We start from the raw sequence: 19,608 nt of genomic DNA on the forward strand, positions 1-19,608 counted from the left end.
TATTGAATAAAACACTTCGTATGCTATAACATTTATTATTATTACGTCCTCCCAAAAAAGAGGACCGACTTTCACTCTATTAATTCTCAACTTTTACAATTGCCATTTTTCCATTATATGGCTTGTTTCCTTTTGCTTCTAATGCCTTAGTTGCTTCAGATAAACCATCAAATTTCTCGTAGTAGATATAATATTTACTTGTCGCGATATTGTAAAAGAAATTCACATCTGAACGTCCTGCAGCAACTGCTTTTGTAAGGAATTCATCTCTTTTTTCAACACTGCTATGAACGGCAATAATCATATAATATCCGTTATCAGAATTTTTAATATTCTTGATGATCTGCATATTGGACTGGTCTTCACCAAAATCAAAATCGCTTGCTGTTAATGGTGTACTACTTACTTTTGTAGTTTCTTTTATACGTTTAAGAGCCGCAAGATCCTGAGCATATCTTCCCTGGTCATTTTCGTATGCTGCACGTTTAATTCTACGTTTTTTCTCGATCTCAGTTTCCGCTTTAATACGTTCTAAATTCGCCAGTAATGCCGCACTATCTTGTTCCATTTGTAATTGAGACGCTTTTAATTGGTTTATCTTTTCAAGATAAGCTTTGTTTAAAGCATCATTTTTATTTGGAACTTTTCTTAATCTTTCGTTATATAAATTGGTAAGCTTTGCAAGCTCCTCTTTTGATGTTCTGTTTGCATCAGCAAGTTGTACTTTGAAAGCCTCTAACTGACTGTTTTCTGCAGCAACACTTTTAAACGGCTTCGGTTCTCTGTAGATTCCTTTTTCACTTAAATCATTTTCTTCTCTAAGATCATCCAGGTCTTTTTGCTTTTTGGCTACTGTTGTTGTAAACTGTGCATAAAGCTCTTTTTGCGACGTAATAGCTGCTTCAATAGCTTTAGATAAAGCCTCGATCTCTTTTGCCGAATCATCTTTTGGTGTTGCTGCCAATTTTGCTGCTGCATCTGCATCGGCCTTCGCTTTTGCATCAGCTGCTAATTTGGCTTTTAACTCAGTTTCTTCAGCAAGTCTTGCTTGTAATGCTTCTGCATCGGCTTTAGCTTTAGCATCTGCTGCTAATTTTGCCTGACGTGCTTCCTCATCTGCTTTAATTTTAGCGTCTGCTGCTAATTTAGCTTGTAGGACGTCGGCATCAGCTTTTGCTTTAGCATCAGCAGCTAATTTTGCTTGTAATGCTATTGCATCGGCTTTCGCTTTTTCGTCTGCAGCAAGTTTTGCTTTAAGAGCATCTGCGTCGGCTTTTGCTTTGGCATCTGCAGCTAGTTTAGCGTCTGCAGCTTGCTTCGCTTGTAATGCTTCAGCATCTGCTTTGGCTTTTGCATCGGCAGCAAGTTTTGCTTTCACAGCATCTGCGTCAGCTTTTGCTTTAGCATCTGCAGCTAGTTTAGCTTGTAATGCTTCTGCATCAACTTTCGCTTTGGTATCGGCGGCAAGTTTAGCCAGACGAGCTTCTTCCGCTAATTGTAATTGTTTAGCTTCGGCTTCAGCTGCCAGTTTAGCAGTGGCTTCGGCATCCGCTTTTACTTTAGCATCCGCTAATAATTTTGCTTGTAATGCTACCATATCTGCTTTTGCTTTCGCATCGGCAGCTAATTTTGCTTGTTGTGCTTCTGCATCAGCTTTTGCTTTCGCATCGGCAGCTAATTTTGCTTGTTGTGCTTCCGCATCCGCTTTTGCTTTCGCATCTGCAGCTAATTTTGCTTGTAATGCTTCTGCATCCGCTTTGGCTTTAGCATCTGCAGCTAATTTTGCCTGTAATGCTTCTGCGTCCGCTTTTGCTTTAGCATCTGCAGCTAACTTAGCTTGTAATGCTGCTGCGTCCACTTTTGCTTTGGCGTCTGCTGCTAGTTTAGCTTGTAATGCTTCTGCATCCGCTTTTGCTTTAGCATCGGCAGCTAATTTTGCCAGGCGCGCATCTTCTTCTTCTTGTAATTTTTTAGCTTCTGCATCGGCTTTCGCTTTAGCTGTTGCTTCTGCATCGGCTTTTACTCTTGCATCAGCAATTAGTTTTGCTTGTAACGCCTCCATATCTGCTTTAGCTTTGGCGTCTGCAGCTAATTTTGCTTGTAATGCTTCTGCATCGGCTTTGGCTTTGGTGTCGGCAGCCAATTTTGCTTGTTGTGCTTCTGCATCGGCTTTTGCTTTAGCATCAGCAGCTAATTTTGCTTGTAATGCTTCCGCATCAGCTTTTGCTTTAGCGTCTGCAGCTAATTTTGCTTGTTGCGCTTCAGCATCCGCTTTTGCTTTAGCAGCTGCAGCTAATTTTACCTGTTGCGCTTCTGCATCCGCTTTTGCTTTAGCGTCAGCAACGAGTTTTGCCTGTAATGCTTCTGCGTCAGCTTTTGCCTTAGCATCGGCAGCTAGTTTTGCCTGTAATATATCTGCATCAGCTTTTGCTTTAGCATCGGCAGCCAATTTTATTTTCAATGCTTCTGCATCCGCTTTTGCTTTTGCTTCAGTAGCAATTAATGCTTGTCTTGCTTCTGCATCCGCTTTCGCTTTGGCATCAGCAGCTAATTTTTCTTTTAGTGCAGCTTCCTCAGCAGCTTTTGCTTTGGCATCTGCAGCTAATTTTGCTTTATTTGCAGCATCAATATTTGCTTTCGTTTTTGAGTCCGCAGCCGCTTTTGCTTTTGCATCTGCAGCTAGTTTTGCCTGATATGCATCTGAGTCTGCTTTTGCTTTTGCATCGGCAGCTAAGATTGATTGTAAATCGGCAGCTTCAGCTTTTGCTTTTGCATCGGCTTTCCTCTTCGCTTCAGCAGCATCTGCTTTTGTTTTTGCATCAGCAATTAATTTTGCTTGTAATGCTTCTGCATCAACCTTCGCTTTTTCAGCTGTTAGCTCTGCTTGTGTTTTTTGTGCAACTGCAGGCTCGCTTGCCGCTTTTGCTTTAGCAGCATTTTCAGCATCTGCTTTCGCTTTTGCATCTGCAGCTAATTTTAATTTTAATGCCTCAGCATCCGCTTTAGATTTGTCCGCAGCTAACTGTGCTGCTGTTTTTTGTGGCTCTTGTTTAGCAGCGGCCACTTTTGCTTTTGCGGCTTCAGCATCGGCTTTTGATTTGTCTGCAGCTAGTTTTATTCTTAATGCTTCAGCATCTGCTTTAGATTTGTCTGCAGCTAATTGTGCTGCTGTTTTTTGTTCTCCTGTTGCTGTTTTGCTTGCGTTTAATGTTTGTGCTCTCGCAGCAGCAGCAGCATCAACTCTTGCTTTATTATCTGCAGCTAATTTTATTCTGCGTGCTTCAGCATCGGCTCTGGCTTTATCAGCCGTCAATTGAGCTTGTGTTTTTTGTTCTGTTGAAACTGCTTTGTTCGCATTTGCTGTTTGTGCTCTCGCAGCAGCAGCAGCATCGGCTTTCGCTTTAGCATCTGCAGCTAATTTTAATTTTTGTGTTTCTGCAGCGTCAACTTTTGCCTTATTATCAGCTAATAATTTTAGTCTTGCAGATTCAGCGTCTGCTTTCGCTTTTTCAGCAGCAGCTAACCTTACTTGTTGTGCTTCTGCATCTGCTTTGGCCTTAGCTTCAGCAGCTAGTTTTGCTTTTTCAGCACCATCAACTCTGGTAACTGGTGCAGTAGTTGTCTTTTTAGCTATTACAGCTTTTGGCTTAGATGGATCGATAAGTGAACCTTCATCGTCATCTCCGTAATAGTAATTTTTGCTTTTGAATTTATAAGCAATTACGAATTCGTGTGAAGCACCTAAATTCGTGAAATTACCCATTCCTCTTTCATAGTTATATTCAATAGCAATACTTGGTGAAATGTTTACACCAAGTCCCGCTGATACTCCGTACAAAGTATTATATCCAGCCTGTGCCCAAACTCCTTGTGGAATTGCCAACATGGCAAGACCAGAAATAACGGTTTTATCTTTTTTAATTTCTGTTTTTACAATACCCGAAAATTTACTTCTGTCAAAAAAGCCATAACTATCAAGATATCCGGTATACATCGCATGAAGTTCAATCGCTCTTTCAGGATCCTCTTTTATCATTCCCCCACCGAAATTATACAGTACAAGATTGTTTACAGATAGTCCAAAATCAAGAAAAGCAGTACCGTAGTTAATACCAGGATTTACAGTAAGCATTGTATTGGAAGGATACTCTCCATTTAAAATATTTGGGTCGTCAGAAATAATCTTTCCTTTGTCTAAACCACTTTGATAAGCACCTACATTTAAACCAAAAGTTAAATTACTGTCTTGGTCTAATACGATATTATGAGCAAAATTGACAACTCCGCCAAAAACGGTCATTAGACCATAGTTTTGTTGAAACAACCCTATAGCAAAAGCTTCATTCTCTCTGAAACGTCCTGAGTAATTAAACAAATAAGTATTTGGAGCATCATCAAAGCCAACATATTGTCTTTTATTATAAAAACTTACATATGGGTTTGATTCACGAACAAAACTGAATGTTGGGTTGATTAAATATCTATTAAACTTTAATGAATTTCTGATAGGTAATGAAAACGAAACAACTCCATTCTCAGTAGTTTCCTGGGAATAGAGTGCATTTGAAAAACCGTAAAATAAAGTTATGAATAGTAGGATTTTCTTCATATTATTTTATCACAGTTATTGATCCTTTTCTTTCACCTGTGTCTGATTGAATGACATAGTAATAAACTGGATTTACATTTTTAAAATCTTTAATAAACGAATTGACTTGAGGGTCATAATTACTTCCAACATCATCGAACATAATTTCTCCGTTTGAACTAACAATGATCACTTTTGTACTTGCGTTTTTGTATGCATCCGGGATGTTCCAATATGGGTAACTGCCACTTAAGCTTACTATATTCGGAATTACCGTTGCTGGAGGGGCTGGTCCAGTAACTTTAAAAGAAAATTCTTTTGTAGCAATACAGCCTGCGGCCTGCGAAATTTTAACTTTATAATCACCTACTGCGGCTACCAGATAAGTATTTGTTTTTGCGCCGTCAATAAGTTTGTCATTTAAAAACCATTCATATGACGGACTTGTAGCATCTGTAGTAACACTAACACTTACCGTTTCTCCTTGCTCTAGTTCTACCGTATCTGCAACATCAATGCTGGCATTAAATCCATTACTGCTTAGGTTAATAGTTCCTGTAGCTTTACATCCTCCAAAATCAACTTCTACTGTATAAACTCCAGATTCAGTAGCTTTTACAGTACGAGTGTCACCATACGGAGCGCCATCTTTTTTCCAGGCGTATGTATTACCGCTCGTTGCTGTTAGAACAGTACCCTCGCCAGTTGCGCAAAAAGGATTACCTAAACTTGAATCGATAGTTACAGCTGAACCTGAACTTGAAGAAGTAACATTAACACGATTTGAGCTAAAATTTACATCAGAACATTGACCATAATCAATTTCTGCATAATACTTGCCAGTCGTACTAACCAATAACGAGCTACCACTTTGTCCTGCAATCAGAACATCGTCTTTATACCATTTATATTTAATATTCGGATAATTTGCAGGTGATGACTCCTTTACTTCAGGAGTAAGATTATCAACTGTTAAGGTAAAACTCCCTCCGGAACATAGCGTCGCAGTATCTTTATTTTTATTAATTAAAAACGAAGACACATAGTCTTTATAAAAGGCTGAAAAAGAGGATAAACCAGAGAAATTTTGTGCTCTTGGACTATTAATTCCGTTACTACTTACTATTCTTAAACTATAAGTATTAGAACCTTTTAATGTTGTAGGAATCGCGAATTTAATTGTTTGTTCAGTACTTGATAACGGAATAACTGCAAGTGTTGTGGTGGCTGTTGGATTAGTAAAACTACCAAATTCATCAGACAATTGAACTGAAAAAGTAACATTTGAAGCAAAATTTAAATATGAAAAAGTCGCTAGATATTCATTGTATTTAGTGCCATCAACAATATCTCCGGCACAAATATCTTTAAAAGGTAATTGCTGGGGAGATATTGATGATTGCGCATATAAATTTACTTCTGAAAGAAAAAGAAGTGTTAAGATTATAATGCAATTAAAAAAAGATAAAGTAGTTTTTTGAATCATATAGTACGAGTTCTTGCTAAGTCTATATCTTCAAAAAACAGAATATCAATAAATGTTTCAGAAAAGTCATATTTATAATTCTCAATAATGTCTTTTGCAAGAACAGAATAAGAAGCCGTTATTGATGAGTTTTCCTGAAATTTTGTAGTAGTCTGACTGTTCGTTACAGCTGCCATAGAAAGGCTATCCTTGGGGATGGATAGCCCTGCTATTAACTGATTAGAATTATCATCTAATTTGCTGAAACGTTTATCAGCTATATCATTATTTTGGTTTGAAATAATTGACGCAGTTTTGTCACATTTTGCAGCAAAAGAAACAGTTTTGTTTGCTTCAGTACTTTGTGCATGTAAACTTAACGCAATAGGAGAAACCAAAAATATTGTATAAATAAAATACTTTTTTATAGTTGGGGCCATTATGTTTTGATCTTTATTTAGTCCGGTGTAAGACGATACATAAATTGTGTCTGGGGACTTTATTAATAAAATTTACGCTGTAAAATAAAAATCGAAATCAATTATTTGTTGCCGCTCGACGCTGTGATTTTTCCTAATTGTAATCTGAAATCCGGCTTTTTAGCATTGAAAATATCAATGAATGTTTCTTTGTTATCACTTTGTGACATAACATTGAAAAACACAGGGTTTCCGTACCAGCTTTCTAAATCTTCATTGTTAGAATTGTATTCTGTAAAGATGTTTCCATTACATAGGTTAAAATACATTTCTTCAATTTTGATTTTCTTAAGATTAGCATCGTTAATCTCTGTTTTACTGTCTAATAAAACAGCAGGATTAAATCCAGAGATTACGCTTCTTTTCATTTCTAGTGAAGCAGTTTCAGCAACATAAATTGCCTCTTTTACCAAACCAGCCTGAATATCAGCTTTGATGTTTTCACTGTCGTTAAGCATTGTAATGTTTGTAGCTACAACTAAAGTTTGTTTTTTAGTAAAATCAGTTTCATTTTTCTTTTCGAATGATTTTACTTCCATGCAACGAGATCCGTCTTTATTACTTGATAAATAAGAAGATCTTACTGCCAATGAGTTATATAAACGACATTGTACACCTTGAGTAAATTTGTAATCGTCATTAATTGATTTATAAGAAACTAATTTTGTAGCGTTTAAGTCACCACCAAAGAAAGCAAATGAGTCACCACCAGAGTAGCTAACCATAACGTTTTCTAATATTGTTTTGTTTCCAACTGCTGCAAGAGTTAATCCGTTGAAAGTATCAGCTCCTTTTACTTTTTTTCCAGCAAATTCGATTCTTACATATCTCAAAATTCCTGAGTTTCCAGCAGCATTGTCACCACCATAAGTAGTAAGTGTTGGATCAAGATCTAAGTTATATGAACCTACATTTCCAAATTTATTGATTGGAGCATCACCAAGAATTACAACTCCACCCCAGTCTCCAGCTTTTTTCTGGCTGCGGTTTGATGTAAACACAATTGGATCTGTTTCTAAACCGTCTGCAACAAGTTGTGCACCTTTTGTAACTACCAATGTTCCTTTTGTTTCGAAATCACCAATAATTAAAGTTCCTGGTTCGATTGTTAAAACAGCATTGTTTGTTACATAAACGTTTCCTTGCAAAACATAAATATTCCTCTTCAGCAATTTAGTGTTAACAGAAATATTTCCTGCTAAAATTTGGTTTGCTTCTCCATACTCTACTTTGTTAGGCTTAAATTCGGTCCAGTTATTCAACCAATTAGTGTAGCCCATAATTCCTTTCTCTTGTTGAGCACTCATAGCAGTAACTGTCAAAAGCACGCAGATCATTTGAGTAATTTTTTTCATGATAAGGGGGTATTACGGTTAATAATAAATTTGGGTATGCGTAAATGAAAAAACTCATCTCGAGCTTTCTGATAATTTTCAGAACACATCAAGAACGAGTTGTTTTTTTTATCTCTTTCAAAATGACGTTGTGAAGTCTCGTTCATCTACGTAAACATTCTAAAAAAGGTTTTAAAAAATATTTGTTTTATTACATTTCATTCAAATCGTTGAACTCATGTAGTGATTTCAATGTGCTTTCGTAAAATAAAATCGCTGCAATCAGATTTCCTTTATCTGAATAAGGCATCATTTTTCTCTGAAATTCTACTGTTGTATCTAAGAAAGTTGTTGTACCAATAGCTTGGTTGTCTAACACTTTTTTGTGTTCAGAGTCGTCTGGAATACCTAAGTCTGCCATTGTAACACCCGGTTTAGTAACCAAAGCGATGTAAGGGAGCGTTTTTACTAAAACTTTAATACGCTCAATGTACAATTCCAAAAGTTCTCCTTTTTGCATACCACTTAATTCTTTTTGGTCATGGTATTTGCGAATAAGAGCGGTTGTACTAATAATACTTCTTGGAGCATTTTTTGCCTGTGCTGAAATAGCGCCAGTTGTCAAGAAAAAAAGTGCACTTAATAAAATAATTTTCCCTTTCATAGATTCGTATTTATAATTGGTTGTTATGAAAACAAAAATATATAAATTAACTTAAATTGCAACTTTATTGATTTGTTTTTTCAAAAAAAAACCTTAAAAAAACCTTAAAAACCAGTTCTATGTCGAGAAAATGTGCGTTTTAACGGGGTTTTTGTTAAAATTGTTAAAATTAATCCTGTAAGATACTACGTAATAAAAAATTAGTTTACAACAAAATTATAGCCAAAAAAAACCATTGATTACCACTTTTTCAAAAAAACTATTAACAAAATATTCTTAATATCTCTCTCAATTAATCCCTTTATTAACAAAAGCTGACATCAAAAACGAAAAAAATTAAGTTAAAAACCTTTATAAAAAACAGAAATAAAAAGTGCCCTTATAAACTTTTTCCCGAAAATTTTTGACTACATCATTTTCTTCTATCTTTGCTTCATGCAATTTTCACAAATTTTAGGTCAGGATTACATCAAAAGTCACTTGATAAAAAGTGCTGCATCAGGACGAATTCCGCATGCACAATTATTCATCGGACCAGAAGGAAGTGGTACATTATCTACCGCCATTGCTTACGCGCAATATATTTTATGCAACAACAGCGGTAATGAAAACGAAAACGGAAATGATTCGTGCAATCTGAAGTTTCAAAACATTTCGCATCCCGATTTGCATTTTATCTATCCGACAGTTACTACCGAGGATGTAAAAACAAAACCTAAGAGTTTAGATTTCATTCAGGACTGGCGAACTTTTATTCAGGAAATGCCTTATGGAGGTTTGTTTGATTGGTATAAAATGTTAGGCGTTCAGAACAAACAGGGAGAAATTCGTGTTGAAGATGCGCAGGAAGTTTTAAAATCGCTTTCGCTGAAATCTTATGAAGGCGGCTATAAAATCATGATCATCTGGATGGCGGATAAAATGAATATCGCCGCTTCAAATAAATTACTGAAACTCCTCGAAGAACCGTCAGATAAAACAATTTTTATTCTGATTTCAGAAAATGAAGAAGACATTATCCAAACCATCCGATCTCGTTGTCAGGTAATTCACTTTAATGGTTTACCCGAAAAAGTAATAACAGAAGCATTAGTTTCTCAGCAAAACACAGATTCAAACCTGGCCAAAAAAATAGCACATCAGGCCCAGGGAAATTTCAATAAAGCGCTTTCTTTACTAAAAGAAGATGATTCAGAGTATCCCTTTGAGCAATGGTTTGTCAATTGGGTTCGGGCCGCTTTTAGGGCAAAAGGAAATGCAGCTGCGATTCAGGATTTAATTACCTGGAGTGAAGAAATTGCAGGTCTGGGCCGCGAAAGCCAGAAAAAATTCATTCAGTTTTGTATTGAAATGTTCAGACAGGCACTTTTGTTAAATTATGAAGCTCCAAGTTTGGTTTATATTGAACCAAGAGTCGACAAATTCAAACTAGAAAATTTTGCGCCTTTTGTAAATGGCAATAACATTCACGATATTTTCAAAGAACTTTCAGATGCGATGTATCACATTGAAAGAAACGGAAATGCAAAAATAATTTTAACTGATTTATCTATCAAACTGACTCGTTTAATTCATAAAAAATAGTTTCCAAATGAATAATGTTGCCTCCATTTTACTGTTAGCTTTTTTAGCCTTAACTTTTTTGCAATCAGGTTATGAGAAAATTTTTTACTGGAAAGATAATGTTGAATGGCTAAAAGGACATTTTGCCAAAACACCCTTAAAAAATCAAGTGCCTCTTGCATTAGCACATCTTTTAGTTTTAGAATTAATTTCAGGAATTTTATGTGTAGTCGGAGCAATACAATTATTAACAAACAGTGGTAGAGAATTTGGTTTTTATGGCGCAATTTTTTCCTGCATTTCTTTGTTAATGATGCTTTTTGGTCAGCGTTTGGCCAAAGATTATGACGGTGCGAGAACCATTGTAATCTATTTTATTCCAGCTGTTATGGCTGTTTATTGGTTGAATTAAAAAACAGGCCACAGATTACACAAATTTTCACAGATTTTTTTCTAATCGTTTTAATCTGTGTAATCTGTGGCAAAAAAATGTTCGCTTTAAGCGGATAGCAAAAAATAAATTTTATATTAAAAAAATGAATCCAAAACATCCTTCAGAATCGCTGACTATATTAACTGATTTAGTTTTACCGAGCGAAACAAATCCTTTAAACAACCTTTTTGGTGGTGAATTATTAGCCCGTATGGATCGCGCTGCAAGTATTGCGGCACGCAGACATTCACGCCGAATTGTCGTAACAGCTTCTGTAAATCACGTTGCTTTTAACAGAGCCATTCCACTTGGAGCGGTAGTCACTATTGAAGCAAAAGTCTCCAGATCTTTTAAAAGTTCTATGGAAGTTTTTATTGATGTTTGGGTAGAAGACCGTGAATCCGGAAGCAGAACCAAGGCCAACGAAGCCATTTATACTTTTGTTGCAGTAGACGATAGCGGAAGACCTGTTGAAGTACCCGCAATTATACCTGAAACAGAATTAGAAATTCAGCGTTTCGATGCTGCACTTCGTCGCAAACAACTGAGCTTATTACTTGCCGGAAAAATAAAACCTTCTGAAGCCACAGAATTAAAGGCTTTATTTATATAGTGCATTTTGATACAATTTGGAACAATCAAACTTCAAAAAAAGAAGTATTTTTACAAAATTACAAGCCTGATACAAATCTAAATCAGTACGTTATTAAATTTCTGATTTGTTTTGAGAATGAAAGAATTATAAAAAGTTAGATGAAAGAAAAAGAAAAAAAAGAGATGAGTTCAGAGAAAGAAGCCAAATTAAAAGCGTTACAACTTACGCTTGACAAACTAGATAAGACCTACGGGAAAGGTACCGTAATGAAAATGGGCGACAAGGCCATTGTAGAAGTTGAGACAATTTCTTCAGGTTCTCTTGGTGTTGATTTAGCGCTTGGAGTTAACGGTTATCCAAAAGGAAGAATTATCGAAATTTACGGACCGGAATCTTCTGGTAAAACAACTTTAACTTTACATGCAATTGCCGAAGCTCAAAAAGCGGGTGGAATTGCTGCTTTTATAGATGCAGAACATGCTTTTGATAGAAATTATGCCGAGAAATTAGGTGTTGATATCGAAAACCTGATCATTTCTCAACCAGACAATGGTGAACAAGCTTTAGAAATTGCCGAAAACTTAATTCGTTCAGGAGCAATAGATATCGTGGTTATTGACTCGGTTGCCGCTTTGACACCAAAAAGTGAAATTGAAGGCGAAATGGGAGATTCTAAAATGGGTCTTCACGCCCGTTTGATGTCTCAGGCTTTGAGAAAATTAACAGGGACAATCAGCAAAACAAACTGTACTGTTTTCTTCATCAACCAGTTGAGAGAGAAAATTGGAGTTATGTTTGGAAATCCTGAAACTACAACGGGTGGTAACGCCTTAAAATTCTACGCTTCAGTACGTTTAGATATTCGTCGTTCTTCTCAAATTAAAGACGGAGAAAACGTAATTGGAAACAGAACCAAAGTAAAGGTTGTAAAAAACAAAGTAGCTCCGCCTTTTAAAACTGCCGAATTCGATATTATGTACGGAGAAGGTGTTTCTAAAACAGGAGAAATTCTTGACTTAGCGGTTGAATTTGAAATCGTTAAAAAAGCAGGATCATGGTTCAGCTACGGAGATACTAAATTGGGTCAGGGTCGTGATGCTGTAAAAGCATTAATCAAAGATAATCCAGAATTAGCTGATGAATTAGAAGCTAAAATTAAAGCCCATATCAAAGAATTAGCAAACGCTTAAATCTTATATAAGTCTTTTTAAAACAAGACTTTACACTCTAACCCGCCAAGTTTTAAAACTCGGCGGGTTTTTTTATTCTACAAATAGTATCAAAATCGACGCAACCTTTTCAAAACAATTTCATCTTATAAAAGACATAAGATTTGGTATTTGCCATAAGTACCCAATTTGAAGGTTTTTAGAATAAATTTGGTTCATTGTTTTTAATAAAAATCCGTTAGTTTGTTTGGTGCTAGCGGGTTTTTATTGTTTTTAAAAAAATAATTTTATTTCAACGCAACCATTTTCATTTTTTGCCATCTATAATATTGTAACGTTAACTTGAGTTTTAACCAAACTCTTTATTATCAACTCTTAAGATTTTTTAACATGAAAGAGAAACTAGAAGTGTTGTTGAATAAAAACCGAAAAAAAACCAGATTGAAATTTAAAAAAGTATTACGCTTTATTTCAGAAAAAATTATCCACAGATAAATTTTTGAATATAAAATGGGGGGTTTTAATTCAAAAGAAAAGCCGACTAATTCGTGCAATTAGTCGGCTTTTATATTTTAAAAATTACGCCTTGTTTTTTACTTGATGAAACTCCAGTAAACCATTGTAAATAACTTGTCTCACATGGTCCCGAAGTTCTTTCCTTTTTTCACCAGTTAATCCTTTGGTTGCTATAAAAGGGAATATTTTTACCCGCATTTTTCCGGGACTTCCGCTCAAAAAAGTATAGGAGAATCTTTCCTTGTTGTCCGGATAAACAATCGGAACAATTGGAATTTGATGTTCTATTGCCAATCGGAAAGCACCGTCCTTAAACTCATCCAGCAACACACTTTCGTCATCCGGAACTCCGCCTTCGGGAAAAATGCAAATACTAAGTCCTTGATTTAGTCTATCCTGCGCTCTTTTAAAAACTTCATTTTTACTTCTTGAAGAATTTCTATCCACCAAAATACAAGTTCTTTTATAGAAAAATCCAAAGAGCGGAATCTTAACCAATTCTTTCTTTCCAACAAAAACAAACGGATTTCTAACCACTGCCAAAGTCAGCATAATATCTGTCATCGAAGTATGATTGGCAACAATCATATAACTTTTTCCTTTTTCCAGTTTCTGCTGGCGTTCGACTAAGTAATAGAAACCCATCCCAAAAAGGATAAATTTAGCCCAAATGCGGGCCATTTTAAAGAAATAGGGGTATCCGCTTTCGGTTATAATAGAAATAAGCAAAAACGGCAACATAATCAATATCGGAATGGCCATTACAACGTAAAACCAAATGCGCCACAAAACCCAAAAAACAATCTTAATTCCTTTCATAGCTTCAAATGTAAGAAAACAGAAATGAATATTAATAAAGAATTAGCTGCGTGGAATTTTTTTTTTTACCACAAAGGGCTCAAAGTTTTTTCGCAAAGAGACGAAGTGATGTTGCTTACGATAATTGCATGCAATAAGAACACAAAGCTTCATCTTTAGTATCTGGATCTTTAGCAGGTTTCAGAAAAAACTGGTCGGTTTTATAGTAAAAGCTTAAAAAAATAAGAAAATATTTATTAATTTAGATCCTTTTTATTATGACAGAAAACGAAATATCAACTATTATAATTGGTCTTGCAATTGAAATTCACAAAAAGCTTGGGCCTGGCCTACTAGAGAATGCTTATCAAGAATGCCTGTTTTATAAAATTAAACAACGTGGCTTACGTGTTGAAAAAGAAAAAGCAATGCCTTTAATTTTTGAAGAAGTTCAACTTGATTGTGGCTATCGTATTGATATGCTGGTAGAAAATAAATTTATAATTGAAATAAAAAGCGTAGAGTCCTTAACCGTAAATCATCTGGCGCAAACTTTAACTTATTTAAAACTTGGAAATTATAAACTTGGTCTTCTTATAAATTTTAATGAAGCTTTACTAAAAAATGGCATCAGAAGAGTTGTAAATAACCTATAGATAAAGCTTTGAGAACTTCAAAAACCTTCTTAAACTTTGTGAACTTTGCGAAAAAACTTTGCGCCTTTGCGGTAAAAAAACACTGCTAAAAAAATTGCGCAGTTTGCAGTAAAAAAACGAACTTTGCGTTTAGAAATAAAAAACTAGAATGGCAAAAATACTAACTGGTGTTCAGAGTACTGGCACGCCACACTTGGGAAATTTATTAGGGGCAATTATTCCTGCAATTGAATTATCGAATAATCCTGCAAACGAATCTTTTTTGTTTATCGCTGATTTACATTCGATTACGCAAATTAAAGATGGTAAAACATTAAGAGAAAATACCTATAGCACCGCAGCGGCCTGGCTTGCCTGTGGTTTAAATCCAGATAAAGTTACTTTTTACAGACAATCTGATGTGACGCAAACAGCCGAATTAACCTGGTATTTAAGTTGCTTTTTTCCGTTTCAAAGATTGACTTTAGCACATTCTTTCAAAGATAAAGCAGATCGTTTAGACGATGTTAACGCAGGACTTTTTACGTATCCGATGTTAATGGCTGCAGATATTTTATTGTATGATGCTGAATTTGTACCGGTTGGAAAAGACCAATTACAGCATTTAGAAATCACGCGTGATGTTGCTTCCCGTTTTAACCATCAAATGGGCGAAACTTTTGTAATTCCTGAGGCTAAAATTCAGGAAGACAGTATGTTGATTCCGGGGACGAATGGTGGAAAAATGAGTAAATCGGCCAATAATATTATCAATATTTTCCTTGACGATAAAACTTTACGCAAGCAGGTAATGAGTATCGAAACGGATAGTACACCACTTGAAGAACCAAAAAATCCAGATACTTGTAATGCTTTTGCCATTTATTCTCTTTTAGCGAATGAATCTCAAATCGCTGAAATGAGAGCCAATTATTTAGGAGGAAATTACGGTTACGGTCATGCCAAACAAGCTTTGTTTGAATTGATTACTGAAAAATTTAAAACCGAAAGAGAAAAATACAATTACTATATAAACAACCTTGAAGAAGTGGATGCCTTATTGAAAAAAGGTGCTGAAAAAGCTTCTGTTGTTGCGGATGGTGTTTTGGCAAAAGTTCGAGAGGTTCTTGGATTTGGAAAATAATTTTTTGCCACAAATTACACAAATTTTCACACTAATTAATTTGTGAAAATTTGTGTATTCGTGGCAAATTTTTTTAAATTATATCGCCTCAAAAAGTTTCCCCGGTAAAGGCCGAATAACGCCTTTAAGTTCCATATTCAAAAGCATTCCTGAGATTTTATAAATTGGGAAATCGCATTTTAGTGCAATAATATCCAGCAGTTCCTTTCCGTTGCTGAGCAGGAAATCATAAATTTTTTGCTCCTCCACTTCTAATTCTACGAACAATTGCTTTTGTACTGGTTTTGACTTTTTTTCAATGTCCCAGTTCAACACATATACCAAATCAGCAGCGCTTGTCAGAACGTTTGCTTTTTGTGTTTTGATCAAATCATTACAACCCTGGCTATATTTGTCTGTAACACGTCCGGGAACGGCAAAAACGTCGCGGTTATAATCATTGGCTAAATTGGCAGTAATTAAAGATCCGCCCCTATCCGCAGATTCGATTACTATTGTAGCTTCAGTCATTCCTGCCACAATTCTGTTTCGGCGCACAAATTTCTCCTTATCAGGATTTGATGAGCTCCAGAATTCGGTTATAAATCCGCCATTTTCTTCCATTCTGGCACTATATTTTTTATGCGTTTTGGGATAAATCTGATTCAGTCCATGCGCTAAAACGCCAATCGTTTGCAAACTATGATCCATCGCCAATTGATGTGCTACAATATCAACACCGTAAGCAAATCCACTCACAATTACAGGATCAAGAGGCGCTAAATCTTCAATAAATTTTTTGCAAAATTCCATTCCATATGAGGTAATCTGCCGGGTTCCCACAATACTGATTAATCTTTTGTTTTTTAAATTAATATTTCCAGAAGTAAAAATTAAAACAGGTGAATCGATACAATGTTTAAGACGATCAGGGTAACTTTCATCCTGAAAAAAAGAAACGTTTATTGCATTCAATTTAATAAATTCTAATTCCTTATTGGCCTTTTCAAAAACCGTCTTGTCTTTTAAATTCCGCAACAAAACCGAGCCAACACCATCAATACCTGCAATTTGATGGTTTTTTACTTTGAAAATAGCTTCCGGGTTTCCAAAATGCGTCAATAGTTTTTTGGCCATAATATCACCAATGCCCTCCACTTTTAATAAGGCTAATAAATAAAATAATTCCTGGTCTGACATGGCTTCGAAAAAGATTATTGAAAGGATAAAAAATATCTTTTAAAAACAAATTATTTTGAAATTAAAAGAAGCGCAAATATATAAATTAGAAGTAAATTCTTATAAAAAATTAAAGATTAAAGATTTCGCACCACTTTTGATAAAAAGCTAATTTTATCTAACTAACTGAAAAAGAATTGTCTATAAAATTATCGTAATTGTTAATAAAAATTGTGAATAAAATTTTGATAACTATATTGGATGTATAACTTTGTTACTATGAAAATCGAAACTTATATAGCACAGTTATTGTATCGTTATCAGTGTGTAACGGTTCCAGGGTTTGGAGCATTTTTAACCGAAATTCAATCGGCTCAGCTTAATTCAGGTACAAATTCGTTTTCTCCACCGAGAAAAACGGTCGCATTTAACAGTCTTTTGAAAAACAATGATGGCTTGTTGGCAAATCATATTGCATTAACAGAAAAAACATCATATGGATTTGCTGTAAGTGCTATTGCTTTTGAAGTTTTAAGCTGGAAGAAGACCTTAGAGGAATCTGGTGTTTTAACTATCAAAAACATCGGTGAAATTCGTCTAAACGCCGATAATAATATGGTTTTCACTCCAAGTGATCAAACTAATTATCTAACGAGTTCTTTCGGTCTTAGTCCGTTCGTCGCTCCTATGGTAAAAAGAGAACTTTTTGAGAAAAAATTACAGGAAATCGAAGAATCGAAAGTATACGAATTACACGATTCTGAAGAGGAATCAAGATCTTCAAATCCATTCCTGAAATACGCAGCAATTTTTGTTTTAGGTCTTGGAATTACAGGAAGTATCGGTTATCCTTTATATCAAAATCAGATAACTACAAAAACGCTTGTGGTAGAAAATGCTGTTCAGAAAAAAGTTCAAAACAAAATTCAGGAAGCTACATTTTTTATTGAAAACCCACTACCTGCTGTGACCTTATCTGTAGATTCAGCAAAAACTGAGGTTGTAAAAGTGATGCCTTATCATATCATGGCCGGTGCTTTTAGAAGTGAGCAAAATGCAAGGAAAGCTTATAACCAATTGATTAAAGATGGTTATGAAGCCAGAATGCTTGGTGAAAACAAACATGGTTTATTCCCGGTTTTATACGGAAGTTATGCTACAATGGCCGAAGCTGAAAAAGCACAAAAAGAAATACAAAAAGGTGAAAATCCAGATGCCTGGATTCTAGTCGAAAATCTATAAAACTTAAAAAGCCTAATCTTAAAAAATTAGGCTTTTTTTATATTCTATCTGTATTCTACCTGTTTCATGAGAAACAGTTTTTTTATTTAGAAATGATCTTAGCCGTTTGTGAAAGAATCACTTTACTACCCTGATAAATAGTTAATTTCGCCGGAGGTGCGTTTTTTTCGCCAGCTACTATAAAGGCGCATTCATAAGTATAATTTTCCTTCTTAAATTCATACTGATGATTTCCTCCACTTCCTTCTACCACTAAATTTCCTCTGTAAATTATCAAATCCGGTTTTTCACTCATTGCTTTCTCAATTGGCCAGGAAGCGTATCTATAATTTTCATTTCCCAAATTGTCAATTCTTATTCTGAATTTAGCCGTTTCCAGCACACAAATCGGCTTTTGAAAAAAGGCTATACTAGAATCCAATTCCTTTTTTTGAGCATCAATAAGTTTCTTTTTATGATCAATCTCTGCCTGCGATTGGTAATTTATACTCGTCAAGCGTCCATCAAAATCCATCCAGACATTTCCCTTATTCAGCATAATTCCACGCCAACCCATATCAGACCAGTCTTTTGCGGGATCTGATTTTATTATTTCATTTTTTAAAGTTGAATCGAAAATTTCATCATAACGTTTGATAAAGTCAAATTTATCGACTACATCAGGTATTGGATATTCTCTCTTTAAAGGATAAGAAACCATCTCTGCGATAGCCTCTTTCTTATCGCTTTTAATAGTATCTATAAAGCTTTTGACACATTTTTGATACTCCGGTTTTACCGTTTGTGCTGAAACGAAACTGCCAAAAAACAGCACTAAAACCAGAAACAGATTTACTTTTTTCATATTAAAAACACTTTAATTGATTATTAATCTGATTATTAAGTTCCAAATATAAAAGTAATTAATTTATGCTTTCGCTAAAAACTTTTAGGTTATAACGCATTAATTCATATCATTATTATTCTAATAAAAACCAAAAAACCTGTTCCACATGAAACAGGTTTTTTGTTATTTGGTCACTATTTTTGCATTCTGATTTAAGATCTCTTTTCCATTCTGAGAGATTGATAAATAAGCCGGTGGAGAATCAGATGTTCCGATAACAATAATGTAACATTCATAGAGATAAGTATCTTTTTTGAATTCGTAATGACTGTTTCCTCCACTTCCATCTGAGATCCATTTTCCATTAGTTAGAATTAAATCGGGTTTTTCGCTCATTGGCTTTTTAACAGACCACGAAGCATATCTGTACTTATCGTTTCCTAAATCATCAATTCTGATTCTGAATTTAGAGGTTTCCAAAACATAAACCGGAGCTTTAAAAGTAGCGATTGATGGGTGTAGTTTTCCTTTTTCGCTGGCAATCAATTTAGTTTTGAGATCTTTCTCCGCCTGTGATTGATAATTAATCGTTATAATTTTTCCGGTTGTATCCATCCAAATATCTCCCTGGGCAAGCATAATTCCCTGATAACCCATTTCGGTCCAATCCTTTGCAGGATTTGATTTTATGATTTCGCTTTTCAAAGTTGCATCGAAGATTTGATCATAACGCTTTATAAAATCTGCTTTATTTTTAACTGCAGGAATTGGATATTCTCTTCCAAGCGGAAAAGAAATAAGCGCCGATACTCCTTCTTTGTTGTTGCTTTTTACATTGGCAATAAAGCTTTTAACGAATTTTTGATAGGCTGGTTTTAAATCCTGACCAGAAATATTTTGAATGCACAGAGCAATAAATATAACGTAAATTATCTTTCTCATACTTTTCTATTTTACATAATGTTTAAATGATTAATTCCATTTTCAAACACTAAGTTA

The 19,608-nt window shown here is 35.0% G+C and carries 16 protein-coding genes; 7 read left to right on the plus strand and 9 right to left on the minus strand.

The features are described from left to right. Positions 1-79: 79 nt before the first annotated feature. The 5 genes from B0A65_RS10445 to B0A65_RS10465 all read right to left on the minus strand — a co-directional run bounded on the left by B0A65_RS10445 (position 80) and on the right by B0A65_RS10465 (position 8,530). Positions 80-4,609, minus strand: a complete 4,530-nt coding sequence (locus tag B0A65_RS10445; protein WP_074660158.1) for a PorP/SprF family type IX secretion system membrane protein — start codon at positions 4,607-4,609, stop codon at positions 80-82. 1 nt (position 4,610) lies between these two features. Beyond that, positions 4,611-6,074 carry a gliding motility protein SprC gene (gene sprC / locus B0A65_RS10450; RefSeq protein ID WP_074660157.1) on the minus strand — a complete coding sequence of 488 codons (1,464 nt, stop codon included), beginning with the start codon at positions 6,072-6,074 and terminating at the stop codon, positions 4,611-4,613. Then, positions 6,071-6,493 (minus strand): hypothetical protein, encoded by a 423-nt coding sequence (locus B0A65_RS10455; RefSeq protein WP_074660156.1) that lies wholly within the window; start codon positions 6,491-6,493, stop codon positions 6,071-6,073. Before B0A65_RS10455 ends, sprC begins: the two co-directional genes overlap by 4 nt. A 101-nt stretch (positions 6,494-6,594) precedes the next feature. Continuing rightward, a complete protein-coding gene (locus B0A65_RS10460) occupies positions 6,595-7,887 on the minus strand; it encodes a hypothetical protein (protein WP_074660155.1) in 1,293 nt (430 codons plus the stop codon). A 190-nt stretch (positions 7,888-8,077) separates the two neighbouring features. Beyond that, positions 8,078-8,530, minus strand: a complete 453-nt coding sequence (locus B0A65_RS10465; RefSeq protein ID WP_074660154.1) for a hypothetical protein — start codon at positions 8,528-8,530, stop codon at positions 8,078-8,080. A 435-nt stretch (positions 8,531-8,965) separates the two neighbouring features. Between B0A65_RS10465 and B0A65_RS10470 the strand changes: the two genes are divergently transcribed. From B0A65_RS10470 to recA, 4 genes are all read left to right on the plus strand, one after another. Continuing rightward, the gene (locus B0A65_RS10470; RefSeq protein WP_074660153.1) at positions 8,966-10,114 is read left to right on the plus strand and encodes a DNA polymerase III subunit; all 1,149 of its coding nucleotides are present in this window, start codon (positions 8,966-8,968) and stop codon (positions 10,112-10,114) included. A gap of 7 nt (positions 10,115-10,121) precedes the next feature. Beyond that, positions 10,122-10,505, plus strand: a complete 384-nt coding sequence (locus tag B0A65_RS10475) for a DoxX family membrane protein (protein WP_026982373.1) — start codon at positions 10,122-10,124, stop codon at positions 10,503-10,505. 124 nt (positions 10,506-10,629) lie between these two features. Next, complete coding sequence (locus B0A65_RS10480; protein ID WP_026982374.1) at positions 10,630-11,139, plus strand: acyl-CoA thioesterase; 510 nt, start codon at positions 10,630-10,632, stop codon at positions 11,137-11,139. A gap of 164 nt (positions 11,140-11,303) precedes the next feature. Continuing rightward, entirely contained in the window at positions 11,304-12,311 is a 1,008-nt protein-coding gene (gene recA, locus B0A65_RS10485; RefSeq protein WP_089069626.1) for a recombinase RecA, read from the plus strand. Positions 12,312-12,869: 558 nt separating this feature from the next. Here the strand turns inward: recA and B0A65_RS10490 are convergent. Then, positions 12,870-13,625, minus strand: coding sequence for a lysophospholipid acyltransferase family protein (locus tag B0A65_RS10490; protein ID WP_074660152.1), 756 nt, complete (start codon positions 13,623-13,625; stop codon positions 12,870-12,872). 257 nt (positions 13,626-13,882) lie between these two features. On the opposite strand from B0A65_RS10490, the gene B0A65_RS10495 reads away from it, so the two are divergent. Beyond that, positions 13,883-14,260, plus strand: a complete 378-nt coding sequence (locus B0A65_RS10495; protein ID WP_074660151.1) for a GxxExxY protein — start codon at positions 13,883-13,885, stop codon at positions 14,258-14,260. A gap of 148 nt (positions 14,261-14,408) precedes the next feature. Further along, the gene (gene trpS / locus B0A65_RS10500) at positions 14,409-15,383 is read left to right on the plus strand and encodes a tryptophan--tRNA ligase (RefSeq protein WP_074660150.1); all 975 of its coding nucleotides are present in this window, start codon (positions 14,409-14,411) and stop codon (positions 15,381-15,383) included. Between the two features lie 78 nt (positions 15,384-15,461). Here trpS and dprA read toward each other — a convergent pair whose 3' ends face one another. Then, complete coding sequence (dprA, locus tag B0A65_RS10505) at positions 15,462-16,562, minus strand: DNA-processing protein DprA (RefSeq protein ID WP_074660149.1); 1,101 nt, start codon at positions 16,560-16,562, stop codon at positions 15,462-15,464. Positions 16,563-16,820: 258 nt separating this feature from the next. Between dprA and B0A65_RS10510 the strand changes: the two genes are divergently transcribed. Beyond that, on the plus strand, positions 16,821-17,783 hold the full coding sequence (locus B0A65_RS10510) for an HU domain-containing protein (RefSeq protein ID WP_074660148.1): 963 nt from the start codon (positions 16,821-16,823) through the stop codon (positions 17,781-17,783). Between the two features lie 82 nt (positions 17,784-17,865). Here the strand turns inward: B0A65_RS10510 and B0A65_RS10515 are convergent, their stop codons facing one another. Together B0A65_RS10515 and B0A65_RS10520 are read right to left on the minus strand one after the other, a co-directional pair. After that, the gene (locus tag B0A65_RS10515; RefSeq protein WP_074660147.1) at positions 17,866-18,627 is read right to left on the minus strand and encodes a hypothetical protein; all 762 of its coding nucleotides are present in this window, start codon (positions 18,625-18,627) and stop codon (positions 17,866-17,868) included. Positions 18,628-18,792: 165 nt separating this feature from the next. Continuing rightward, a complete protein-coding gene (locus B0A65_RS10520; protein WP_074660146.1) occupies positions 18,793-19,551 on the minus strand; it encodes a hypothetical protein in 759 nt (252 codons plus the stop codon). Positions 19,552-19,608 lie beyond the last annotated feature (57 nt).

Origin of the sequence: Flavobacterium frigidimaris (assembly GCF_002217275.1) — a bacterium.
GTDB lineage: Bacteria > Bacteroidota > Bacteroidia > Flavobacteriales > Flavobacteriaceae > Flavobacterium > Flavobacterium aquidurense.